At 42.6% G+C, this 25832-nt stretch carries 21 protein-coding genes; 1 reads left to right on the top strand and 20 read right to left on the bottom strand.

The window, feature by feature from the left end; all coding sequences use genetic code 11:
* Window positions 1–2: 2 nt before the first annotated feature.
* Window positions 3–437, bottom strand: a complete 435-nt coding sequence (locus tag HMPREF1212_RS10870) for a hypothetical protein (protein ID WP_046149366.1) — start codon at window positions 435–437, stop codon at window positions 3–5.
* Window positions 438–1503: 1066 nt separating this feature from the next.
* Window positions 1504–1662: a hypothetical protein gene (locus tag HMPREF1212_RS27165; protein WP_167331518.1), complete on the bottom strand. Its 159-nt coding sequence runs from the start codon at window positions 1660–1662 to the stop codon at window positions 1504–1506.
* Between the two features lie 188 nt (window positions 1663–1850).
* Between HMPREF1212_RS27165 and HMPREF1212_RS10860 the strand changes: the two genes are divergently transcribed.
* Window positions 1851–2972 carry a tyrosine-type recombinase/integrase gene (locus tag HMPREF1212_RS10860; RefSeq protein ID WP_225608028.1) on the top strand — a complete coding sequence of 374 codons (1122 nt, stop codon included), beginning with the start codon at window positions 1851–1853 and terminating at the stop codon, window positions 2970–2972.
* A gap of 94 nt (window positions 2973–3066) precedes the next feature.
* Here the strand turns inward: HMPREF1212_RS10860 and HMPREF1212_RS10855 are convergent, their stop codons facing one another.
* The 18 genes from HMPREF1212_RS10855 to HMPREF1212_RS10775 all read right to left on the bottom strand — a co-directional run bounded on the left by HMPREF1212_RS10855 (window position 3067) and on the right by HMPREF1212_RS10775 (window position 25247).
* Window positions 3067–4188, bottom strand: a complete 1122-nt coding sequence (locus HMPREF1212_RS10855; RefSeq protein WP_046149365.1) for a DUF4906 domain-containing protein — start codon at window positions 4186–4188, stop codon at window positions 3067–3069.
* 10 nt (window positions 4189–4198) lie between these two features.
* Complete coding sequence (locus HMPREF1212_RS10850) at window positions 4199–5209, bottom strand: fimbrillin family protein (protein WP_046149364.1); 1011 nt, start codon at window positions 5207–5209, stop codon at window positions 4199–4201.
* A gap of 20 nt (window positions 5210–5229) precedes the next feature.
* On the bottom strand, window positions 5230–6204 hold the full coding sequence (locus HMPREF1212_RS10845; RefSeq protein WP_052724974.1) for a fimbrillin family protein: 975 nt from the start codon (window positions 6202–6204) through the stop codon (window positions 5230–5232).
* A gap of 19 nt (window positions 6205–6223) precedes the next feature.
* Complete coding sequence (locus HMPREF1212_RS10840) at window positions 6224–7105, bottom strand: fimbrillin family protein (protein ID WP_052724973.1); 882 nt, start codon at window positions 7103–7105, stop codon at window positions 6224–6226.
* Window positions 7106–7111: 6 nt separating this feature from the next.
* Window positions 7112–7972 (bottom strand): fimbrillin family protein, encoded by an 861-nt coding sequence (locus HMPREF1212_RS10835; RefSeq protein WP_052724972.1) that lies wholly within the window; start codon window positions 7970–7972, stop codon window positions 7112–7114.
* A 13-nt stretch (window positions 7973–7985) separates the two neighbouring features.
* Window positions 7986–9044: a fimbrillin family protein gene (locus tag HMPREF1212_RS10830; protein ID WP_052724971.1), complete on the bottom strand. Its 1059-nt coding sequence runs from the start codon at window positions 9042–9044 to the stop codon at window positions 7986–7988.
* 23 nt (window positions 9045–9067) lie between these two features.
* On the bottom strand, window positions 9068–10153 hold the full coding sequence (locus tag HMPREF1212_RS10825) for a fimbrillin family protein (RefSeq protein WP_046149362.1): 1086 nt from the start codon (window positions 10151–10153) through the stop codon (window positions 9068–9070).
* An 84-nt stretch (window positions 10154–10237) separates the two neighbouring features.
* Complete coding sequence (locus HMPREF1212_RS10820; RefSeq protein ID WP_046149361.1) at window positions 10238–11464, bottom strand: fimbrillin family protein; 1227 nt, start codon at window positions 11462–11464, stop codon at window positions 10238–10240.
* Between the two features lie 47 nt (window positions 11465–11511).
* Window positions 11512–12480, bottom strand: a complete 969-nt coding sequence (locus tag HMPREF1212_RS10815) for a fimbrillin family protein (RefSeq protein ID WP_046149360.1) — start codon at window positions 12478–12480, stop codon at window positions 11512–11514.
* A 20-nt stretch (window positions 12481–12500) separates the two neighbouring features.
* The gene (locus tag HMPREF1212_RS10810) at window positions 12501–13535 is read right to left on the bottom strand and encodes a fimbrillin family protein (protein WP_232430078.1); all 1035 of its coding nucleotides are present in this window, start codon (window positions 13533–13535) and stop codon (window positions 12501–12503) included.
* A 79-nt stretch (window positions 13536–13614) separates the two neighbouring features.
* The gene (locus tag HMPREF1212_RS26880; RefSeq protein WP_046149358.1) at window positions 13615–15369 is read right to left on the bottom strand and encodes a fimbrillin family protein; all 1755 of its coding nucleotides are present in this window, start codon (window positions 15367–15369) and stop codon (window positions 13615–13617) included.
* Between the two features lie 175 nt (window positions 15370–15544).
* Entirely contained in the window at window positions 15545–16321 is a 777-nt protein-coding gene (locus HMPREF1212_RS10800) for a DUF4469 domain-containing protein (protein ID WP_028729282.1), read from the bottom strand.
* A 76-nt stretch (window positions 16322–16397) separates the two neighbouring features.
* Window positions 16398–18731, bottom strand: a complete 2334-nt coding sequence (locus tag HMPREF1212_RS10795) for a DUF4906 domain-containing protein (protein ID WP_046149357.1) — start codon at window positions 18729–18731, stop codon at window positions 16398–16400.
* Window positions 18732–19259: 528 nt separating this feature from the next.
* A complete protein-coding gene (locus HMPREF1212_RS10790; RefSeq protein WP_028729280.1) occupies window positions 19260–19634 on the bottom strand; it encodes a HepT-like ribonuclease domain-containing protein in 375 nt (124 codons plus the stop codon).
* Between the two features lie 2 nt (window positions 19635–19636).
* On the bottom strand, window positions 19637–19930 hold the full coding sequence (locus HMPREF1212_RS10785) for a nucleotidyltransferase family protein (protein ID WP_046149356.1): 294 nt from the start codon (window positions 19928–19930) through the stop codon (window positions 19637–19639).
* 162 nt (window positions 19931–20092) lie between these two features.
* Window positions 20093–22456, bottom strand: a complete 2364-nt coding sequence (locus tag HMPREF1212_RS10780) for a DUF4906 domain-containing protein (RefSeq protein WP_232430077.1) — start codon at window positions 22454–22456, stop codon at window positions 20093–20095.
* Between the two features lie 226 nt (window positions 22457–22682).
* Window positions 22683–22856 carry a hypothetical protein gene (locus HMPREF1212_RS26975; RefSeq protein ID WP_157316996.1) on the bottom strand — a complete coding sequence of 58 codons (174 nt, stop codon included), beginning with the start codon at window positions 22854–22856 and terminating at the stop codon, window positions 22683–22685.
* A 66-nt stretch (window positions 22857–22922) separates the two neighbouring features.
* The gene (locus tag HMPREF1212_RS10775; RefSeq protein WP_232430076.1) at window positions 22923–25247 is read right to left on the bottom strand and encodes a fibrobacter succinogenes major paralogous domain-containing protein; all 2325 of its coding nucleotides are present in this window, start codon (window positions 25245–25247) and stop codon (window positions 22923–22925) included.
* Window positions 25248–25832 lie beyond the last annotated feature (585 nt).

The raw sequence follows: 25832 nt of genomic DNA, 5'->3' as shown, positions 1-25832 counted from the left end.
TTTTATTTATCGGTAGAAGGATTTTCTTCTTTGTTTGTATTGCTTTTTCTTATCATCTGTTCTTTTTTCTTCAGATACATAATACGAGTATCCTGTGGATAATAATAATCCATCAGATCCAAATGAGAAGCACCGTGGCTTACACCATGATAATATCCGGAAGGTTTTATATGAAGAAGGTCGCTGTTTACACCTTGACGGAATTCTTCGCGTTCATCATCCGTTTGTTCTTCTTCGTTAACGGAATCCAACCCGAGTATTTCACCAATCTTGGCACGCAACTTATTGAGTTTGCTAAATTGTGAAAGTTCTTCACTATGATGAAACTCCAGAGAATCGGCCCAAACTGAAATAAGTTTGATCACACCGGCCGCTATAAACCCAATAATGAAGGTCAGAGCCATCATTTCCAGGGTAGAAAGTAATAGACTTAACATAATTATTTAATTTAATATCTGATATAATATGCCATATAGGCACACGATTAGTCACTGTCTGCAATCGCACGCAGACAATAAATAGAAATAATCAAAAGAGATAAGCTAAATAATTATTTTTCGCAACACGTAGACCCAATGGCCTGATCGCATACGAAGAGTGGAGAATTTTATAGATTGTGTTATTAAAAAGGTTTCAGAGACTTTATTCAGTATCTTTTGTTCCTTTTGCAGAAATAGTTCGAGAAGTCGGGTTGTTACTTTAAACGGACGCTCACATCTTGTGGAGATAACTAACGTACGGGTAGTAAGACAATAGGTTGTATTATGTCCCTGGTTTAAGTCGTAATTTTTTAATTCGTCCTGTAATGGGTGTTTTACGTTATTGCAGATGAAAGTCATTTCCTGTGGAGATAAAATATCTTTATCTTCAAGTTTTACCTGCATATTTAGCAATAGCAGAAACAGAAATGATAATATCAGTAATACTTTTTTCATCGCGCCGCGAAGATAGAACAGTTATTTAACATACAACACTCTTTAGATAATAAATGTTGAAAAAATTTGTGTTGATCGGGGATCTCAAAGGGAAATAAACGATAGATAGAGAGTTTACAAACACCTATTAAACATAATGGGAATTATAAATAATACTAGAATAAAGATATCCAGAGCCACATATCGGTAATAAAAGCATACAGGCAATAAAAAATCCGTATATAACTTCACAGTTACATACGGACCAAACAAATAACAAACTCTACTTATATGAAAAAACAAATACTACTAACATAATTATTACAGAATCTTGTAAGTCCTGTTTATCATTATAACAATGATAAGGTTTATTTAGTTCTGAATACAGAATAAATTTCTGTTATTTTCTTTCTAGCATGTATAAGATCCAGAAATATTATTCTCGCATGAGAACTATATTTTATTCGATATTATAACAAAGCGCTTATTATTTATGTTTCAGGATCATATGCTAATAAATGTTAAAAAGGCATGTATGTATCTCGGTTGATACTCTACATGCCTTTTTGTCCTGATGTATATATAGCCTCTATACAAACGCGATATACATATCCATGTATTTGTTATTCTGTCGATTAGTTCGGTTTTCCTTTGCTATTTTTTCGCAATCTTCCATATCCATTCCATTCTCAGGAATACTCCAGTACCACAACATGGGTGCTTGATTTTCTCTTTCTGTTGTTTCCATTTTTTTCCATTTTTAGTTCAACTTTATATATGAGACAGAGAAAATGAAAATACCCCTATCAGCTTACCGGATTATTTGAAAAAAAGTTTTTTTGCTCCTTTTTCAACCTACAGAAGCTGTTTTTGTTATGTTATATCCTAGACATCCTACGAATTACATGCATTTTTGTCAGACTAAAAATTACGATTATGATAAATTATGAGACAAATGAGAGTTATCCACTCTTACGTGATTGCTTCGAAAAGTTGATTCGTATCAAAGCTGAAGCAGGTAAAGAAAGAACAGCTGCAAATTATCAGAGTTCCTGGAACAAATTATCGGCCTTTCTTGGCCGCAAAGTAAACCAGGTCACAATAGCTGATTTTACCCCTAGTATGATACAACAGTATCTACTATGGCTCATGCAAAATGAACGTTCCAAAAACACTACCCTTACCCCGGGCAGTCAGGACTTTTATCTGCGCAATTTGAGAGCCATGTATAACAAGGTTGTAAAAGAATTACGATTTATGCCGCCAGCCGGCAATCCTTTTACGACTTTGCATATAAAAGTACCCTCTACCCGCAAAAGAGCACTTCCCAAGGAAGAGATTAAGAGACTGTCTGAACTTGACCTCTCTGCAACCCCTCACCTGGCTTCTGCTTTACATCTGGCGCTATTCTTGTTTTATGCCCGGGGAATGTGTTTTATCGATGCGTTCAATATGCGGCAGGAGAACATTAAAGATGATTATTTACATTACAGGCGTAGTAAAACCGGAGCTTCCCTGCAAGTAAAGATCACTCCGGAAATGGTCAGGATCATACGTATGTACAGGCAGAAATATAATCCCTGGTTGTTTCCGTTCCTACATGAGAAAATGCAAGGCGTTGGCTACGTTAGTGCTCAGTCGGCTCTGCATCGTACCAACCGTTATTTGAACGAGATCGGAGAAGCACGGGGATATCTCCATCCGCTTACTACTTATGTGATGCGTCACAGTTGGGCGTCAATGATGCTGGAAGCGGGTACCGAGATTGGCGTTATCAGCCAGTCGCTGGGACACATGTCGTTGCAGACAACAGAAATTTACCTCGGGAAGTTATCTGTTTCCAAGATAGACAGGGCTGCCGATAACATGCTTAACAACCTGATACGCAATTCTGAAATCAAACCGGAAAAGGTAGAGACAAAGCGTAGAAATCAGGTTGTGAAAAAGAAAATTTCGAAAGCTATAATTCCGATGACCTCGAATAAAATGTCAATCGCCAGGAAATGCAAAAATATTCTGGCATTGATAGCGGTTAAAATATTCCAGACAACCTGGTAAATATATTTCTTTATCAGATGGGAAAAAACAGGGGACGTATTCTAACGTCCCCTACTCTATTATACTTTTTGAAAACTCTGATTTATTCATGATACTAAAAATCTACTTTATTTTCTATTGTTTCTACTTCGTCGAATACGGCGACATTGCCGTTGGTGATGGTGACACGCAGGTCGGCGCTATTGGCACCTGTTATATTAACCGTCAGTTTGTAATGATGATCCCGGCGAATATTATAGTCGTTAGTCAGGTTAGAACCTAGATAGAAACGATATTCTACATCGATCGGATCTTGGACATAATTTCCACCCGACTGAGTTTTATTATAATAATATTTGCCTTTTAGCGTCAGATAAGTACAGCCGTTCAGATTACCACCGGGGCCATTGCTCACGATATTCTTTCCCTGGAATGTAAGTGAACTTCCTGTTCCCCGGATATTTTCAGGCATGTAGAAACTTACTGGTCCTCCATTTGTACTAACACTGGATAATATTATCGGATCTGTTTCTATATCATTGATATCCGGATAATTAGCATTACCTCCTCCTCCGGCATATAAAGCCATATTTTTAGGAATATTAGTTATTGTGGCTTCACTCACTTCAAAGAAATCATTTGAATTTGTTGGAAACTTTACATTCAATGTTAACTTGGCATAAGCTCTGTAGACGCGAGATACTAATACAACCTTCTCTTCTTCTGCTGTCATCGTATATGGAGCTGGCCCGGCTGTTAATAAAAAAGGTCGGGCACCAATATTGGGACTTCCGCTATTTAATGATATAGGACAAGTTTTCTTTAGCAAATCAGCCCTGGTATGTTCAGCGCTTTCTTGAAAATCATTCAATATCTCCCCACCATTTAGTATAATATAAAAATCACTTGCAATTTTAGAAAAGGCATCATCTGCTGTTTTTATCTCTAACAAATATCCATTTTCTTTACCTGTAAATCCATCTGTTATATATCGACAATTAAGAATATTATCACTTCCCGAATTATATTGGACAATCCATGCATTTGAAATCTCTGTTGATTCACTAGCATCTCCTAAAACAGCTTTCGTTTCTACATCTATAGATTGAGGCCGCTGTACACAAAACCGAAAACCATCATTAGATGTATCTTCTTCTGAAGAACTACAACCGGTGGTAAAAAGACATGAAATGAATGTCAGTAATACCGGTACATATACTATTATTTTATTTTTCATAAGCTCTTTTTTATTCACCTACTTGATCTGTAGACAGATCTTCTTCAGTATAGTCCAACAAAGAAACCGTCATATCTCCAGGTTTAAGGATTCCGAAGAATGTCAGCGTAAAATCAAATTTATATCTCATCCCTGTTATTAATGCTTTGGAAACAGAAGCCTTATAAGTAAAGTTATCAGAAAGAATGATAACCTGACCGTTATTGTCTTTTCCTGTATAGGTAACATTCAGAACCAGTTCAAATAATAAATCGGTTAAACCATCCACAGGTAATAAAACTACAGGATTAAGATTATCATGTGGTTGTGTAGCAAACTCGGGCATACTGAATCCAGTTACCATATGCTCGTTAGTCTCTGTATATGAAGGATTATTATCCGTACTCCAATCTTTTTCTCCTAATTTGTAACATAACGGTGAAGACAAATTCTTAATTGTTATACTCTGGACCTTTAAATCCGAAACCGGTACGGGTGAATTAGATTTTGCTTTCACCGATAGATCGATTTTTGCCCCTAAGCGGCTAAACGGAGTTCGCAGCGATACTGTCATCTTATTCTCACCGGGCTTTTCGGGCTGTATAACTTCATTGGTGATGATATTATACATAAAGTCGTTTCCATTATCAACTGTTATGGAATTAGCACCCGAATCCAGTACCGGAGCAGTATTTGTATTGTTGGAAATCATGTAGAAGTCGTAACTTCCACGATAAAGCGATAAGTTACCTTCCGATTTACCATTCTCATCCTTAACGGTGTATACTGCCGATGCTATAGGCTTCGTAAGATCTGTTTCACCGGCTTTGAAAGCATAAATCCGGAAGGCTGTTCCTACAGCCATCTTTACCGTGGGCTTTGTTTTCTCATCCGCCTTGGATACTACTGCATTATATAAGTTGAAAGAAAGCTCTATCGGCTCCCCTTCTCCCTGTTGCTCACCGGAGTCCGGCAAACTGCCGTTGCATCCGGCCAGCAAAATGCAGCTAAGCGAGATTATCAGTTTATTTATCATTTTCATATCATTCTGTTTTTTAGTTATCAGATACCTACACTTGTATTTTGGCTGGCATCGTTCTGCCAGTCTTCAATCAGCACACCATCCACATCACCACTCATTTTGTTGACAGTGATCCGGTAAGTATAATGAAAACCGGCCTCCCATTTTACAGCAGGAGAAATAGAAGAAGTGGTGAACGTACGCTCCAAAGTATCCCCCTCTTTAGCCACAGTAATACTGAACGAGAGAACAGATTCGGACGTACTCATCGGGGCGACCAGACAGGTCACATTGGGTGACGATTGATTTATCTGCAATTCTGTTCTATTACTACTACCACTGTCCATTGTTATCTGGGAGGTTGAAGCAAGACCGTTCAGGGTTGCGGCACCAGTTGTAGTGTTTAGCAACATATATCCCGAACCTGCTTGCAATAGGTTGGTGTTACTTAAAATCTTCACCTGCTTTAACAGCAAGGTTTCGGAAACATCAGCCCCTTTTACTATCCGGAAACTTACTTTCGCCATAGCATGTTTCATGGTTAGTGAAATCGTTCTGGCACTATAAGAAGCTGAAACTTCTGCCGAATATAAGTAATCAGATTGCTGGCTTCCCAGAAAATCCAATGTATTATCGCCTCCTTTCAAGACTTCTACGTCGACTTTCAAGTTGCCGTTATCATTTGTTATCCCGGCATCAGCCGGAAATGCACCGTAAACCTTTGCGTTTACACCATTCTGCATTATAACCGCTTTATCGGAAGTCCAGTTACCTGCCTTATTCGTAAAAACCAATGAAGGCGCAGTCTCATCATACGGCTTATAATCATCCTTGGCGACATACACACAAACATTATCGATGGATGTTACCGTTCCTGTTCCCCCTTTCGATATGCTCCCCTCGTCTACCGATACAGCACTCAGTTGGAGTGCGTTACCGTTATTTTCCGGTAAATTACCGGTGCACCCCATGCAGGTTACCAGTAGAAATGTTTTAAATAATATCGTTCTATTCATAATTCATGTTGTTTTAATATCAGGATGCTCCCCAGTTATTTTCTGTACCATTTCCTGTACCAGGTTGAAAGCCTTCCACACTTACGCTGTTCAGAATCAACCCGAAGGTAGAGGTGAAGTTATAGGTGTAATTATAGCCGGCTTGAAGAGTTCGTGATTCAGCAGAAGTATCTTCCTTCGGGAATGTTATTGCAACCCCCTCACTTGCTTCAGTTGCCTTACTGGTGACTTTAATTCTATATTGTTTACTTCCCGGGTAAACAATAGCGACATACACATGCTTTTTACCGGTCGAAGTCACAGGATATAAAGTTACGGGATCGGATGTTGATGCTCCGTACAAATTATTTCCTACTAGCTGAACACTTTCACCTACATGAAGATCATCCTTATATTCGACAGTAACCGTAATCTTTGAGGCTGCCGGATAAAAAGAGAAGTTTACCTTATTCCCGGAGACAGCGGTTGCAGCAGTGATCAGCCGATTGCTTTGCTGATAAGCATTCACTGTACTCTGATTTGCCAGGATTCCGGTATAATCTTTAGGGTCGTAAGATGCATAATAATCCCCAGTACCGTTTGTTGTTATGCCATCTCCACCACCTGTAGGAAGCCATCGCAATGTCCCGGAATTATTTGTATATGTATAGGAAGTTCCGCCTGCACTAAGATTATCTGCTGATGTACCAATCTTGATTATATCATTTTCAACAAACGAAGATTTCTCATAATTGACCGCTCCCAGTGCCCTACTTACAACAGGTTCGGATATAGAAGCCCCAATCTCAAGAAGATGCTCCTCTCCTTCCCCGGTATTCAGCCGTTCTTCACTGCTACAGGCTGCCAACGACAAAAGCAGGTAACCTGCCAAATAAACTGTTTTTATATTCAGTCCACTCATAGCTGTTTATTCTATAGGTCCTGTATAATTAATTTCATCTGTCCATCCGAGTATTTCATTCGCTTCCGGTACAAGAATATTATTATGAATACTCAAGGTGTACTTGTAATGCGTCTTTGGTGACAGCAGGCATTTGAAAGTAGAATTATAGTTTACCCCATTGTAAGTCAACGTGACGGTGATCGTTGTTTCCGCATTTTTAGGGAAAACGATTCCGCACCAGGTCAGAGCTTCATCATTGGGGCGAAACAACTTAATGGGTTCAGAGTCTGCACCACCTGTTCGAAGGCCGGGTGCACTCACTTGAAAACTGAAATCTGCGGGTATTGCACCTGATACCTTTGGATTAAACTCAAGAGTCAACTTAGTATTCTGATGATCGAAAACAAACTTCAGTTTATCCGTTTCGGGAGCCTTTATACTAGCAGAGACAAGCCGGTTACTTTTTATGTAATTATCGACCGACGACTGGTCGTATATAATTACGGCATCATTACCTGCCGGGTAAACGGCCTGATAAGAAGCTCCGGCCAGTAAAGTGAGCGGTGTACTGGTTGATGTCCACTGACCGTCTTCGTCCAGCTGATAATCTGCCGCCTCACTTCTATTTGCCAGAGTTGTTCTTGTAATACGTATTTTGTCGCTAGCAATAAATGTCGATCTGTCATACGTATTTTCTTCAATCTGCGCGCGGGTTATCTCCGTAACCGGTTGGTCGCTGTTTATTTCGGCATTCACAATGACAGGCTTTCCCTCTCCGGATGGAGACAGCATAGTCTCACCAGTGCAGGCGACCAGACCTGTCAGCAGGGAAATTCCTACCAGCAGAGATAGCCATTGTTTGTTTTTTTCTTTTATCATATTCATTGTATATTATCTTTTAGAAGCCATCCGGGCGAAGATCACCAGTTCCGTTTTCATCTGTCCAGGGAGTAATCTTGATCTCGTTCACCACAATCTCACGGTTAGTCAGGGTTAGATTATAAACATATCGTTTCCCTTTTAACCATTGTACATTAAACCCTGCGTTTTTTACGCTCAATATTCGTTTATTCGTATCGGAGCTTTTATCTCCCAGATCAATCGTTAAAGTAACGTTTGATAATGCGGAAGACAAAGGAGCTACTAATCCGTAGGCAACTACTTTAGACTGGCTGTTCGCACCACATTGAACAGGATTGGCCGACGGTGTAAAAGTTAATTCCTTAATATCTCCACCGTTGAGTGACATCACCCCATCTTTGAGTTGCATCGTTCCCGAACCGGTCAGGAAAGAAGGGCTACCGGTTGTCTTCATCGTGATCTTTTTGATGTAATCGTATGCATCTACCGGACGTCCGGAAGCACTTTGCATCTTAAACACGACCTGTGCCAACGCATGACGCAACCAGATGGCAGGTTCAAACGATTGGTTGCTGGCGATAATCTGCTCGTCGGCATCTTGTTTGGTTGAGCCATATAAATAATCCGTCACATTACACACCCAAGTGTTTGCTCCGTTAAAGGTCTGGGTAGCGGTTATACCTGTTACCGGAATGGTATGTGTATCAGCACCGGCAACATGCGTAGGATTTACATTTACCGGATAATAAGCATAAATACGAGCTTCCTCGTTATGAAGATTAACCGTAGGATTGCCCGTCCACGCTGTACCGTCATAGGTAAATTGCGAAAGGCCGTTTACCGTGCCATTGGTGATACCCGGATAGATTGCATTATCCGCTTTTTTAGTAACATACAGGTTCACCTGATGGATATTACCTTTGCCGGTTGCAGAGGCGGTACCGTTTACCAGGGAACGAGTGTCAGTCGTGCCGGTCAGGAAGTGCGGTTGCAGGGAGACTACTCCCCGACCGTCATCCGGCAACTCCTGTCCGGTACAGCCGACTAACAGGAGTCCGAGTCCTGCTGTCGTGATTTTGTTTGCGATGTGTTTCATATTCTTATTCTTTATTTTTTTCATTAGACATTGACGTCCGGTAGCGATTCATCGTCCCAGCCCGTTATATTAAACCCATCCAGGGTAAGGCCTGTCGGGTTGATTATGATTGTATAGGTATAGATATTACCGGCTTCCCACGCAGGGTCGGTATAGGGCAATAGTGTCATATCTTTGCCGTCAACTATTACTACGAGCTTGGATTGATCGGAAGTAGTGCTGTACGGTATTACATAGTTGGTAAGGGTTATACCTCCGGAGATGGAGGAAAGTGTCGGGGCTACGCCATCATTAAACGTATATAAATATGTTTTTTCCGTTACGCCTGCCAGATTGTTCAGTGCTCCGTCAGTCAGGTTCATGGTTGTGGTGTTGTCGGCTTTTAATGTTGGCATGTTGCGGGTATGGGTTACTTTGGTGACCTTAGCCGCACCTTTATAGGCATCGCCCCGTTTGACTATAAAAGAAACCTGGGCAAAGGCATGTTTAAGGCCGATGGCGACTTCACGACCTTTGGGAATTACATCGCCCAACTGGTGGCCGTTGTCGGCTATGGGTTGGGTTGAAAGGTATTTATTGGCTTCGGATGATTGGTTGTTATCGTATTCTACACCATACATATAGTCATTAACAGGGAGAGCGAAATCATAGATGTTATTACTTTCTGTCTTCGTAATGGTTTGTTCTGGTTTAATGGCTGATGCCTGGATTGTAATGGTTGGGACGGGAGTTGTGCCATTTCCCCCAGCGGTTACAGCAACACCGGACACGATCGGGTGATAAGAGAAGATGATAGCTTGCTCTTGATTCAACCATAACGTTTCTGTGTCTCCAGCAGGGCTGGCATTACCACCTTCCAGGTTGTATTTGCGATAAGTACCTGTGGGGGAAACTCCGTAAGTGGTTTCGCCTGATTTTTTGTTGACGGCATAAATCCCCAGAGTCTGGATAGCTTTGGCATCACTGGCTCCTCCACGGGTAATGAGGGATACTCCGGCAATACGGGGTTCCAATCCGACAGGGGCTTTCGGGTCTTCTCCAATCTCCTTTGAGCAGGATTGGATGGCAAACAAAGGGGTTATTAGTAGTAGGTACTTATATAGTTTCATGTTGTTATCTATTGTTTAAATCGTTTGTAATGTAACTTTTCCCCTTTTGCGCGGGGAAAAGATTACTTTCGTTACGGTATAATGTTAGTTGACAGCAAGAGTTCCACCTGTTTGAGCAGTCCATCCAGCCACATTAACACTAGTGATGGATAAGTCCTTACCACTTAACTTCGCTGTATAGAGATAATTGTTTCCAGCCTTCCAGTCTACAGAATTGCTATTTGATGCCAACGGAATAGCATAATCAGCACCATCAATGGTAAATGTTACCTGTATCTGATCTTTTGCCCCGTTATGTGGTAAAACCAGGATACTGAATTTTTTAGAGCCATCCCTGGCATCATCTTCACTTGTTGCTACTGATACTGATGCCGGTGTTCCTTTCTTTATGATCATATAACCATTATCAATAAAGCGAGTATAGGTAGCTGCTGCTGCTGTATTTGGGACAACAGTACCGTCGTTTATCTTCATTGTCGGAATTGTTCCGGTACTTAAAGCAGTACCACTACTAACATTACTTAACTTGATCTTTGTCAGTTTACCGGTGTTTGCATAAGTACCGTCGTTATAAATACGGAAACTGACCATTGATAAGGCGTGTTTCATATCTAAAGATACTTGATGGGCATTTGGCGTTGGGCTACTGGCAGTTTTACCATTGCTGGCTGTTGCTGCTTCTGTTCCATTACCACTTGCTTTAACAGCATACATATAATCTATTTCACCGGGAGCAGAGATTATTTTACTAGCACCAGTAGTATTATTTGTTTTCCAGGCATTTGTCTGCCATGTTTTATCTGCATTATTAATATCCCTAGGATATTTGTTATCTGTATCAAGACTCTCAGTTCCGGGGAAAACAGAGATATTAACTGTTGCATCTGCTGAAGGAGTTCCACCATTTACCGTTAATGCTTCCGTTCCGATCATAACACCTCCGGTTTTAGGTTTATATGCCGGATGATAAGCATAAATTGTAGCTACTTCGTTAGTCAAAAGGATTTTATTATCATCACCATTTCTTGTCCAACCTTCTGCTTTTGATGTATAAATTGCATAATTATTCCCGTTCGCATAAGAACCCGTTCCCCCTACTGCATAAACAGCTAAACTTTGCATTTCACTACTAGTTCCGCTTTGTGCTCCCCCATTTATCGCACTCTTCGTCAGCGACACCCCGGCGGTGATGCCGAGTTCGATGGCGTCGGTTTTGTCGATGGGGGTTATGGGGTCGTTTTCGTTGCTACAGCTTGTGCCGAGAAGGGCGGCAAGGAGTAGATAGGATATTTGTAATTTCTGTTGTTTCATTTCGTTTCCTTTTTGAATGTTGTTTACTAATTAATTGCGTTTATCGGTTATTTCACCAGTTCCAGATCACCATCCTGCTTAACGGTAGTCCATTGGGCTACGGTGATGGAAAGGATCTCTAACTCGCGGTCGCCGATATTGAGGGTGATTTCGTAAGAATGACCTGAGGCAAAATGATTGCTGCCGGAAGGATCTTCCCCAACTGACTCGAAAGTGATGGCGAGGTCTTCAAATGTGCCGATAGAGGTTTCGACGGTCAATTTATAAGCTCCGGAAGTTAACGGGGGCAATAAAAGACAACCATCCAGTTCGGTAGCTGTTGTTTCTGTGATCTCTGTTCCTCCATCCTTTAATTCCAGCGTTAAATCGGCATCATCACCACTGAAAGTTGTTTTACCGGAAGCCAAGTCGACACTCACGTCTTTCTTTCCTTTTACGGTAATCTTCTTCACTTTTACAGGCAATCCGTCCGCAGTAATCTTCTGTGCCTTAAACTTCAGTTGGGTAAGCAGGTGGGCGTATTCAAGCGGGATGTCTTTTGTGTTATCCGTATTGCTGAAACGGCTTCCATCCCATCGGTTACCCTGGATTTGCGCGGCATACATCAGATCGATTTGGCCTGTAAGCTTATAAGATACAGAGCCGTTGGAACTGTTGTATGTAGACGTTTCCGGGGCAACGGCTACCAGATAGATCCAATCACCGTTTTCCGGATAAGAAGGATTACCGGGCAATGAAACTGAACCGCCTATATTGACAGTTGCGTTTTTCTGCCATTCGTCGGGGTCAGCGTTGGACGGTATGCCGGTATAGATACCATCGCGTTTGGAGGCAAAGATGGTTGTTTCGAAAGATTCAGTTATTTCCTGATAATCTGCTTTCGTGTCTACCTCTCCGTTTCCTGATGCACGCAATTCGATCGGCACTTGCTCAAACCCGGAATGCTCCGGGTCTGAACAACTTGATACCGACAGCAAAGCCGGAACTAACAGCAGGTATATGCTTTGTAGTTTCATTTGCTATTGGGTTAATTGGATTATTTGATTGTGACGTTTCCGGCATCACCTGTTTTCCAGTCTACGATCTTGGCTGATGTTGCAATCTTTTCTGCGCCAGTAGCTTCTACCGGTGCTGTAATCGTGAAAGTGATTTCATGAGAATATCCTTCCAATGTTGTCAGAGGTTGGCCTGAGGCATTTAAAACCTTCAAATTAGTGTACTTTTTAGCAGTACCGCCTACAGACAATTCCAGATCAACCAATATATCTGTAGTCGCAGCAACCATTACAGGTTCACTTGGGGCACAGGCTGTCGTTGTGAGTCCGGTCTTACAGCCAGCAACTGTAAGGTTCTTTTCAGTGGTGGTTACTGTTCCCGTACTTAATGCAATAGAAACCGGTACTTTTGCTTTCTGGATAGTAATATTCGTTACACTAACGGTTTTTCCAGCCCATTCAGTACCAGTCAACTCTGCTTCAAGTTGTGCCACGAAAGTAAGCTGGGATGTCTTATGCTCAAATTCAAGGGCAATAGAATTTTCCTTAGTTCCTGAACTACCGGCAGCAACATGTTTCGCATACATCACATCCTGTAAGCCATCTGCATCATGGAATGTTACCTTGCTCGCATCTACATCTCCCTGCGGAGAAACACCCAATATCCAGGTTTTCTTAGTATTAGCACTTACCGGATAATACAATGTGGGAGTTAATTCTATATTAGCACCGACAGTAGTCGCAGCTTTGAATTCGGTGTTAGCTACGGTTGCACGGGCAGCATCGTTTGCAAGTTCTTTCTCTCCGGAACTACTGCCAGCTTTATCGGTCAAAGTATTAGTCGTCCTCGGTACAAATGCTGTAAAGTCCGGATTATTAGCATCACCACTTCCTGCATCCACCATTATAATATTGGCCTGCATCGTACTTCCCGGTGTTATCGCCGCTTTCGACTCTACCCCTGCTACCTTTTGGCTGATCTGGATAGCGACGGCATTTGACGCCTCGCCATTGTCGATCTTTACATTTTCGTCGTCATTCGAGCAGCCTGCCATCACTAAGGCTAATGCTGCCATACTCAAAATCTTTTTCATGTTTTACTTGTATAAATTATTAATAATAAATGATATATATATTCTTATCTGATTGATAGCTTTAAACGCCCACGTTACCGCTGTCCCCCTTGCTCCAGTCGATCACTTTGGCTTTGACCGTCACCTTTACGCCATTTTCTGCATCCGGTTCCGGAGGTGTCGGGGGCGTTGGGGGATCAGGGTCGGGAATGTCCGGTGTTACCGGGTCATCGGGATCGTCGGGGTCAGGTGCCGGATCAGGATCGGGGGCAGGATCGGGCGTGTCGGGTATTTCGAGCGAGATCTCCACCTCATAGGCGCTACCGCCTTCCGTTCCTCCCTCACCGAACTGCACGGGGAGATCTTTGAATGACAAGTCGTTTGCCGGATTACCGTCGATGTTGAGTACCAGGTCGAGCGACAGGCTGGCTTCGGGCTGCACCAGTACATAGCCGGGCAACGTAACCACTCCGTCCACTATCGGGAAACCGCCTGTCCCCGGATCGGAATACACTACCACAGGGCCAGCCGTCCCGATGGGTTCGACCTTACCCGAAAAGAGGTTGACGACGGCTGATGCTGCCATCCCGTTCAGATGTACCGAACGGACGCGGTAGTTTTTGGGGGCTCCTTTCAGACGCAGCGTGAAATTGAGTTGCGAGAGCAGGTGGCTGTACGTGAGCGGTGTCTTGGCGGCACTGAAACGGTCGGTCAGCGAACCGTTTTGTTCAACCGAGAGCATCAGATCTTCCTGTCCGGTCAGGGTATATTTTACTTCACCGTTGGTCAGAGGGGCAACCGGATGATAGCCGCGCAGGAAAAGCGGTGAGCCATCAGCCGGGTAATATCGTTCGGGGATCAGCAGGATCTCATTGTCGGTTGCCGTTCCGTCCCAACTTTCGGTATATTGTCCGGCGGTGGTTCCGGCAGCGATGCAGACAGGCGTTTGTTTGAACTCGTCTATCATTGCGCGGGTCTTGATTCCGGTATATAAATGGATGGGGACGTTGGCAGCTTCTTCACGGATCGTGACGGCGAGGTCGAGCGTATCGGCTCCAGATTGGCTGGGGCGGAAAAGTTGTCCGGAGACGTCCTCACTATAGGTTTGCTTCTTTCCGTCGGCTGCCTGCCAGGTGAGTGTCAGCAGATGGCCGTTGTCGGTAGTTGCCGATTCGTTTTCGCGCGGCCAGACGATACCGAGTATTCCGGCCAGGGCACGGCTGGTTTGTTTCGCTCCGGGAGCCGGAAGGGACAGGCCGAGGGTGGCGGATGAAACGGGGTCGCTTGTTACCAGGCTTACTTCCCGTGCGACACTGCCCAAGGTGGCCTCGATGGGGCCGGTGATGCATCCGTCGGAGACTGTCACGGTCAGGCGCAGGATTTGACGGATATCTTCCGGTGTGAGGGAAAGTTCCTGTTTTTCTCCTTCGGTAACGGTGATATCGGAATGGGCGGCTACATAGACGGGGCTATCGAGCGCAGGCATCGTCGAAGAGCCTTCGGGGATATTTACGATAGCGGTAGCCGCATCGAAACTGCCGGTAGCGTCGAGTGTTATTTCTTCCGAACTGCCTGTGAGCAGTGCGTCGTACGCTCCTACCGGCAGCCATGCTTCGAGCACGTCGGCAGTATTTCCGGCTTCGAAACGGTTTTCAAGCGGTTCTTCCAGTCCTTTGCCAAAGACACGGAGCGTCAACGCCTGGTTGCCCGGATTGTCGACTGTGACCATCAGCTGCCCCTCTCCTTCATGTTGTGGCTTGTCGTCATCGTGACAGGCTGCCAACAAAAGAAGGGTGGCCAGCAGGAACGGTTTAGCAACTAAGTAATCTAGTCTCATATTGTTTTGTTTATAAATTATTCAAGATGCACAAAAGGGTGCACAATATCGGGCGGATGCTACCGGTGACCCCATGTCACCCGGTAAGGTGAGGGTGTGTCACTAACGTTGGTGACACTGTGTCACCCGCCCTGGTGACACCCCCTCACTCGGGCGGGTGACAGCCCCTCACCGATTACTCGATTACGGGACGATCATCTTCTCCGCCTCCGCCGCTGTTGCCAACGATCAGTTTGTCCTTGTATTCCAACGTACGAGGGTTTTTCAGTTCTGTGTTGGTGCTGAACTGTGTAACGATACGCAGTGTATAGCTTCCGTCGGCCAACGCCGGAACACGGGCAAGCACCTTGCTGGGGTCGTTCTGGGTGAAACGGCGGGTTACTTTCGTCGTTGTGCCGTCTTCGGCTACGAAGAAGACACCTACCACAGCGTCGTCGCCTGTTATTTTAATGTTATTTCCTGTAATCTCAATATCGTCGTTTATCGTGATCGATCCGTCGAACAGGCCGGTTGCCGTATCCGTTACAAGACCGATATGAGCCACGCTGGCTTTTGCTCCAAGGTTGACCACCTTCACGTGTTTCAACGCTTCGCGTAGCTTCTTGGTCGGGATAATGTCGAATGTCAGCTTGTGGATAGCCGGGTCGAACAAGGCTTCCGAGCTCGCGAAATTACCCAGGACACGCGGGCTGAACTGGCAGAGGTCGGTCTGCACGCTATCTCCATTCAACAAGGCTTCGAGAATGATATCACTGTTTTGAGAGGTTACCGAAATAATAGTCGGCAATTTCAGTTCCGATCCGGTACGTTTGATTTCCTTGGCTACGCTTTCCTTATCGAGGGTCTTCGGGCCGGTTTTCACTTCGGCAACACAGTCTTTCGTGTTGTCTTTCGTCAGGGGGTTATCACGCAGGTAAATCTCCCAGTAATAGTCTTTGTTGTAATCTTCCATGATGTTGAAATTTAATATTAATAATAGTGTTTATTTGATCCGGCACGAGGCCGAAATGTTTTGTTTATGATTGTTGCTATTCCCGTTCCTGGATGCAGCGGACAAGTAGAGATTCACGCTCATTACCTGTTGTCAGAAATTTAGCAGTCTTATTCCCCTCCATCATAAAATAAATTCCGCCACTACCGCCAGTCCTGCTTAAAGCATCTCCACACCACATGTACATACTACCATTAATACCTGTCAGGCCATACTGTGACCAATAACCTGCCAGATAGAAGTAAGTAGTATTCACACCGTTTTTATCATAATAGATTACATATCCGCCGGATGTACTCTCTTTTACTCTCAGATTTCCCGTACCACCAGAATTGAATAATTGTCGATAATTGGCCATAGTTGCAATGCGCCATCCTGTTGGGCAAGGATCATGAAGACCTTTACCAATACCGGCTCCCCAAGCTTTTCTGTAATCATCTGTAGCATTATCTATCCATTGATTAGAACCTGTAGGTATTTTATACATATTCCCCGGATCTTTATATGCATCCCGAAAAGAAACCTGTTTTTGAATAACGGACATTGGGTAAAAAGTAAGTCCGTCTGCTTTAAACAGGCTCAAAAGTCCCTTTGTAGGAGCATTAGCCTTTATATCTGTATTTAAAACTTGAGAAATCTTAGTATTTGAATAGCTCCCTCTGAAAGGATCTTTCCTACCCCACTGATAATAAAAACCATTTGTCTTTGATTTTTCAAGATCATCAGGGGGAAGTTCTATATATCCTGCCGATGCACCCAAGTTTCGATCCATCATTGGAAAATTGTTGGTATAGCTGCCATATTCAAACTTCAGTTTTCGCTTGTTTACCGGAGTTTGTACATCATTATTACCTCTTGCATCGGGACTATAATCCGTCACCCAAATATGCCAACTCCATAAAATTTCGCCACTTTCGTTATAGGCAGCTATGGCTCCACTACCTCCTGTTGTATTCGGGGCTACGCGGCAGTAGATACGAGCTTTATCAAAGTCGTCACCATTTATCAGATCGACTATGTTTTTATGATCGTCTGAAGAATTGACAACGCCCAGCACCGGATCACCAATATCACCATTCTCTTTAGTCTGCCAAAGGACTTTCACCGACTGAATCTTTGCGGGCTCACACCAGCCCTTTAACATGGTATTTTCTGTAGGTTCCCCGTTTACCTCATATTTATATGGGTTAAAACAGAAAGCTCCACCGGGAGCAACCATGAAGCAGTTGGCTGTCGGAACCAGGTTATTATTATTTTCGGATGCAGGTATCGGGTCGATAATCGTTACACGGCGGTCATTGGTCGGTAATCCTGTATGATTGAAGTTTACTTCGTAGTTATAATTCGTATTATTGTAAAGATTGAAATCGAATGTTGTTCGTCCACCCAAATAGACACGGTAATTGAGTTTTTTCTTCGACTCTTCACCATTAACGGCTATGAAGCTGGCATACGAGCTGCCTGTCGGGGCATTCGACTTGATACGGTAGGTTTGCGAAGTGGCTGCCGGATTTGTTCCACGTACATTGGCGGGTATCCAACAGGAATAGGATGATTTACCGGACGGATTAATCTGTATCGTTGTAAACTGGTCAAGCAGCGACGGATAGGTTTTATCTGATCCGTCAGGCTTAGGGATTACATTATAGTTAGTAGGAATACTTTCCAGTAAGATTTGGTTTAATGTGTAACCGCCGTATGAATAAGACCAGTTCAATGTCAACCGTGCAGCCAGACGTTTAAGGAGCAGGCGGGCATCTTTGCCATCAACACTTTGAAGTTTACCGCTACTAACCTTTACATGTTCGAGGTGTAGGATATAAGGCATCTTGTTCATATTATCGGTGGGGATATTATTGATAACGGAAGCATCTATGGATAACTTTTGGATGGCTTCCAGTGTGTTGCTTGTTCCCAGACGAGGGCTTATATTGCCATCGCCCCAGGCTACGATAACCAACTGGCAGTCGAGGTTTTCAGCCAAAGAAAGGTTGATGGCGGAAGCTGTTGGCTGCGTAACTGTGCTTGGCATTCCACCAATGCGTTTGCCGGATTGATCGTATTGCTGTATTTCCAGATTATAGAGTTGATCCGGTTTCACCGAAACATCGCCTTTCGTTATGGCATTAGGTTGCAGCTCGTAGCTGAATGCTCCTTTCTCGGTTGATGTGCCGGATTTAGTGTCAACGGTATAGCCGTCGACTTCATCTGCAAACCCGATATGGAGAGATACTTCTACCGTCTTTCCCTCCGACGGACGAACCGCCGGATTGTCGATGCTATCTTCGCAACCTGTTCCTATCAATACCAGTGTTAAAAGTGTCATTGCAATAACTCCCTTTTTCTCTAATTTTCGTCCTATACTAGCCATTCTTTTATCATTTATTTACTACTACAAAAACGTTAATTTAACAGTTGTGAACTGTCTCTTTCTTCAGTAGAAAGAGACATGGGACTGACGATTTTTGTTAACCACTGTTTTACAACGACTTAATGCAGTAATATTTCAATGATCGCTTACGCTTCAAAAGATGGCGTAATTTTAATATTATTAATTTGTAGCCAAATTAGGCCACGTTTCTTGCTCTACTCGTTAAAAGTTGCTACTTTAGCACCCGATAACGGATAATAATCAACCAATTTGATAGTGTGTCTCTTTCTACTGAAGAAAGAGACACTTTCTTTTTTTATCACCTCTTGATTGTCATTTACTATGTTTATTTTCGTCATATTCATTTTTATTCTTTTTTCGTGCTTGTCTCTTTACTTTTTTACGCACATTAACAATTACATTCAGACACACAAAAAGTGGCGCAACACCCGGCAGGATGCTGCGTAACTATTAGGTGCATCTGGTATATTTAACAGATGCGATTGATAGGAATATAAAGTTTATTGTTTAGTACTGAGAAGATAAAATCAATTTTATCTCGCTTATCGTTGCTAACAGATTAGGTATATCATTCTGAAGTGTATCGAATATTGCTTCTGCATCTATTCGATGATATTGATGAACAATAATATCCCGTAATCCCATTAAATCTTTCCAAGGTACTTCCGGATAATTTATAAGTAATGTATGGTTTGTTATTTTATCTATATTCTTAACGCTTTCACCAATAAAAATAAGCTTCATGCAAACTCCATCCAGAATAAACATGCCATCAGGGCTCAGTAAAAAATCCTGATAAGTATTTATTCCTGATGTTCTTTGTTGAATTATACAACAGGATTCTTCTATTTGTGTGAGTAAATCAAGTATGCGTAACGTCATGATTATACGAAGATCACATCATTTAATATCGATTGCTTTAGTGATGTCCCGTTCAATTGATTTCTCATACGAACCAGATCAACGGGGCTCCCTAACAATTCCTCCAATTCATTTTTTATACGAATGTGGAGTAAAAGATTGGCTTTTCCTTCAAACAAAATATCAACGTCACTATTCTCATTTTGCTCTCCTCGTGCAACTGAACCAAAAATTCCCATTCTGGAAATTCCATATTTGGCTCCTTTCTGTTGCATGAATTGACGAAGAAGCTCTATGTATTCTTTTGTTGATTTCATGACTTATTTATTTAGTTTCTATATTGTTGATGGCAAATATACAATATTTTCTGTCTATAATTACATAACAGTCTCTATTTTCCTATCAATCTCATCATGTCAAAGAACGCTTGCTGTTTGCATCGATATCGAATGCAACGAGTGTTTTGTTTGTTATTATTGCTATTCCAATTCCTGAATGCAACGGGTGGTATGGACATCCTGAGGATACCAACCTTTGGATATTCCTGCATTCATCGTACTGGTTGTTCCATTTATATAGAAACCATAATTAGCTTTCCCGGCAATACCAATATGTTCCCGTAACCACCAATTAGATCTTTGCCCTATATAATGAAATTCATCTGCATATCTCCAATAACCAGTCATACGTATATATGTCGCTTCACCGCTCCCCTTTGCTGAATAATAAAAATAAACTCCTCCATCTGCACTGAATGTCGTTGGATTGACTATATTTTGTGTTCCACCGATTGTTCCATCTGAATTAGGTGTAACTGTAAAAAACGAACGCAGATGCCTATAGGAAACAACGCGCCAACCTGCAGGACATGGATCATGAAACGTCTTTGTCCCGGCTTCAGTATCGGGAGAATTCCATAATGTTGGTATAGCAGAAGTTTCACTGCACCAATCTATAGCAGTTGAACTCGCAATATAGACTGTTGCCGGATGCTGAAAAGCATTTCTGACTGTTGTTTTAGATGTTACACTGTTCAAGGGCACATACGTGATCCCGTCAGGAGCATATCTATTAAGCATCCCTTTGGGCGGTATAGTTTTCGATGTCAATCCTTTAACAACGGAAATAAGATCAGCCGAATAACTACTTGGGAACGGGTCTTTTCGCCCCCACTGATAATGAAGACCGTTTGCTTTTGACATGTCCAATTGATCACGAGGTGGATCTGAGAGTGTAAAACCGGCCATAGCTCCTAAATTTCGATCCATAATTGGAGGCTGATCTGCTACATTATTATATGTAAACTTCAGTTTCCGTTTGTTCACCGGGGTCAATACAGTTACATTGCTTTTTGCATCCGGATTATAATCTGTTACCCAAATATGCCAGCTCCAAAGAGGATCACCTGTTCCGTCAGTACTGGCATAGGCAGCAATGAGACCGCTTCCTCCTGTTGTGTTTGGAGCAACACGGCAATAGATACGAGCCTTATCAAAATCGTCTCCATTGCTGACATTGACTATATTCGTATGATCTTCCGATGAATTAACAGTACCTAAGACAGGATCGCCAACATCGCCATTTTCTTTCGTCTGCCACAGGACTTTAACCGATTGGATCTTTTCAGACGAACACCAACCTTTTAACAGTGAATTTTCGGTTACTGTCTCGTTTACGTAGTATTTATACGGATTGAAACAGAAAGCACCACCAGGAACCACCATAAAACAGTTGGCAGTCGGAACCAGATTGTTATTATTTTCTGAAGCCGGTATCGGGTCGATGATCGTTACACGACGGTCGTTGATCGGCAGGCCATCATGCTGTATTCTCACTGTATAGTTGTAATCGGTATTTCCATGCAGGTTAAAGTCCGACGATTCCGCACCACCCAGATAAACACGGTAACTTAGCTTTTTCTTTGCTTCGGTAGCATTGGATGCGATGAAATCGACATACGAACTGCCTGTCGGGGCATTCGATTTGATACGATAGGTCTGTGAGGTGGCAGACGAATTTGTTCCGCGTACATTGGCGGGTATCCAACAAGAATATTCGTTAGTAGCTATTTCGTTTTCTGTCAATTGTATTGTTGTATATTGATCCAGTAATGAGGGATAAGTCTTTTCTGTCTTATCAGGCGCCGGTACTATTTTATAATCAAGTGGAATACTTTGCAGCAGGATTTGTTTCATTTTATAGCCGCTATATGAATAAGTCCAGTTCAATGTCAGCCGGGCAGCCAGACGTTTAAGGAGCAGGCGGGCATCTTTGCCGTCAACACTTTGAAGTCGTTTGTCGCTACTCACCTTTACATGTTCGAGGTGTAAAATATAAGGCATCTTGTTCATATTTTCAGGAGAGATACCATTGATAACGGAAGCATCTATGGATAGCTTTTGAATATCTTCCAGTTTGTTGGTTGTTCCCAGACGAGGGGTTGTATTGCCCTCGCCCCAGGCTACGATAACTAACTGGCAGTCGGGGTTTTCATCCAAAGAAAGGGTGATAGCGGAACCGGTAGCCTGCTGCGGAACTGCATTATTCATTCCACCAATGCGTTTGCCGGATTGATCGTATTGCTGTATTTCCAGATTATAGAGTTGATCCGGTTTTACCGAAACATCGCCTTTAGTCATGGCATTAGGTTGTAGCTCGTAACTGAATGCTCCTTTCCCGGTTGATGTGCCGGATTTAGTGTCAACAGTATAGCCGTCGACTTCATCTGCAAACCCGATATGGAGAGATACTTCGACCGTCTTTCCCTCCGACGGACGAACCGCCGGATTGTCGATGCTATCTTCGCAACCTGTTCCTATCAATACCAGTGTTAAAAGTGTCATTGCAATAACTCCCTTTTTCTCTAATTTTCGTCCTATACTAGCCATCCTTTTATCATTTATTTACTACTACAAAAGCGTTAATTTAACAGTTGTGAACTGTCTCTTTCTTACGTAGAAAGAGACACGCTCCCGACAGGTTCTGTTAGCAACTGTCATTCAGCGCTTTAAATGCAATAGTAAATCAATGATCGCTTACGCCTCAAAGGGTGGCGTTATTTTAATATTATCAAATTGTTACCAAAACCTTACCCCGGTCGTTAAAAGTTATTACTTTAGCAGCCGTTACAGTTAGATTTTCAAGCAATTTGACACCGTGTCTCTTTCTACGTAAGAAAGAGACACTTTCTTTTTTCATCACCTCTTGATTGTCATTCTTTATGTTTATTTTCTTCCTATCCATTTTTATTACTTTTTTCGTGCTTGTCTCTTTACTTTTTTACGCACATTAACAGTTGCTATTTACCAGCTATTCCTGTTCCTGAATGCAACGGATTGTATGTGCATCACATTTGTTCATATTATTCCTCATATTAACACCCCAGTTTGAATCAATATTACTTTTTACATTAAAGCAACTACCCTGATAATTAGAACCTCCTTCCTCTCTGGTCCATATAAATCCCCACTCTCCTATATGTCTGAAAATATCAGTACTAACTCTATAACCGGCCATTCTATAATAAGTAGTGTTTCCGGAACCTTTTGCTTCATAATACAACACGTAGCCACCGTCTATCTGAGAAGTTGATTGACTCACTGCATTGCCTGTAACCCAAGTATTGAGAGCAAAGCTTCCTGATTGAAATAATGCTTTATAATTATTTTTTGAAGCAATACGCCAACCAGCCGGACAAGGATCGTGAATTGTTTTATGATTATAAGAGTCATTCCATGAGTTTGCAGTGGTAAACGCAGAAGTTGATCCCCAATAATAAAAAACTGTTGGATGCCGATAAGCTTCCTGAAGTGTCACATTTTGAGTTATACCCTGCTTAACAATATATGACAAACCATCCGGTCCATATTGATTCAACATATCCGGAACAGGTGAAAGGTTACTTACCCCTGAAACTTCACTCTTTATACTGGCAGAGTAACTGCTGGGAAAAGGGTCTTTTCTTCCCCATTGATAATGAAATCCATTTGCTTTCGACATCCCCAACTGGTTAGAAGGTACATCCGTATAACCGGCAAAAGCTCCTAGATTACGATCCATCATGGGGAATTGGTCGCTGTTATAAGTATATTTTTGTTTTCGTTTGTATTCCGGTGTAACTACTGTGACATTTCCTTTTGGATCAGGTCTATAGTCAGTTACCCAAATATGCCAGCTCCAAAGAATGTTTCCTGTTCCATTTTCATCATCATAAGCGGCGATTAGCCCACTCCCTCCTGTCGTGTTTGGAGCGACACGGCAATAGATACGGGCTTTTTTCAAGTCATTACCATTGGTTAGGTCTACTATATTTGTATGATCGGTTGAAGAGTTAACTACCCCCAGTACCGGGTCGCCTATATCGCCATTCTCTTTGGTTTGCCAAAGAACTTTAACCGATTTGATCGGAGTACCGATCGTTCCGTCCACAACATTACACCAGTTACTGCCTTGTAGCAGGCTATTCTCAACCGTTATTCCTTGCTGATAGAATTTGTACGGGTTAAAACAGAATGCCCCACCGGGAGTCACCATAAAGCAGTTGGCGGTCGGTACCAGGTTATCGTTGTTTTCAGATGCGGGTATCGGGTCGATGATCGTTACACGACGGTCGTTGGTCGGTAAGCCTGTATGGGTGAAGTTTACTTCGTAGTTATAATTCGTATTATTGTAAAGATTAAAATCGAATGTTGTACGTCCACCCAAATAGACACGGTAGTTGAGCTTCTTCTTTGCATCTTCACCGTTAACGGCTATGAAGCTGGCATACGAGCTGCCTGTCGGGGCATTCGACTTGATACGGTAGCTCTGAGAAGTGGCTGCCGGGTTCGTTCCACGTACATTGGCTGGGATCCAGCAGGAATATGAAGATTTACCGGACGGATCGACTTGTATCGTTGTAAACTGATCGAGCAACGACGGATAGGTTTCATCCGATTTGTCAGGCTTGGGGATTACGTTATAGTTAGTAGGTATGCTTTCAAGCAGGATTTGCTTCAACTCATAACCATCGGCTTCACCACTCACTGAATATGTCCAGTTCAGTGTCAGCCGGGCAGCTAACCGTTTAAGGAGCAGGCGGACATCTTCGCCATCTACACTTTGAAGTTTGCCGCTGCTACTTACCTTTACATGTTCGAGGTGTAAAATATAAGGCATCTTGTTCATATTATCGACAGGGATATTATTGATTATGGATGCATCTATGGATAATTTTTGGACGGCTTCCAGTGTGTTGCCTGTTCCCAGGCGTGGGCTTGTATTACCGTCGCCCCAAGCTACAATTACCAGCTGGCAGTCGGGATTTTCGACCAAAGAAAGGGTGATGGCGGAACCTGTAGCCTGTTGCATAACTGCGCTTGGCATTCCACCAATGCGTTTGCCGGATTGATCGTATTGCTGTATTTCCAGATTATAGAGTAGATCCGGTTTTACCGAAACATCGCCTTTAGTCATAGCATTAGGTTGTAGCTCGTAACTGAATGCTCCTTTCCCGGTTGATGTGCCGGATTTAGTGGCAACGGTATAGCCGTCTGCTTCATCTGCAAATCCGATATGGAGAGATACTTCGACAGTCTTTCCCTCCGATGGATTCACCGCCGGATTATCGATTTTGTCCTCGCAACTTATGTTCATTAATACCAGTGTTAAAAGTGCCATAATGACTCCTTTCGTTTCTAAGTTTCGTCCTATACTCACCATCCTTTTATCATTTTTTCACTACTACATTTATGTTAAAACCAACTTCGACTTGTGTCTCTTTCTTATGTAGAAAGAGACATGGGACTGACGATTTTTGTTAACCACTGTTTTACAACGACTTAATGCAGTAATATTTCAATGATCGCTTACGCTTCAAAAGATGGCGTAATTTTAATATTATTAATTTGTAGCCAAATTAGGCCACGTTTCTTGCTCTACTCGTTAAAAGTTGCTACTTTAGCACCCGATAACGGATAATAATCAATCATTTTGATAGTGTGTCTCTTTCTACATAAGAAAGAGACACTTTCTTTTTTTATCAACTCTTGATTGTCATTTACTATGTTTATTTTCTTCATATCCATTTTTATTGCATTTTCGTGCTTGTCTCTTTACTTTTTTACGCACATTAACAATTACATTCAGACACACAAAAAGCTGCGCAACACCCGGCAGGATGCTGCGTAACTATTAGGTGCATCTGCTATTTTTTACAGATGCGATTGATAAGGGAAAAGA

The organism is Parabacteroides sp. HGS0025, from assembly GCF_000969845.1.
Classification (GTDB): domain Bacteria; phylum Bacteroidota; class Bacteroidia; order Bacteroidales; family Tannerellaceae; genus Parabacteroides; species Parabacteroides gordonii.
The sequence above is the reverse complement of the archived record's forward strand: the minus strand, read 5'-3'. Positions and strand labels throughout refer to the sequence as shown.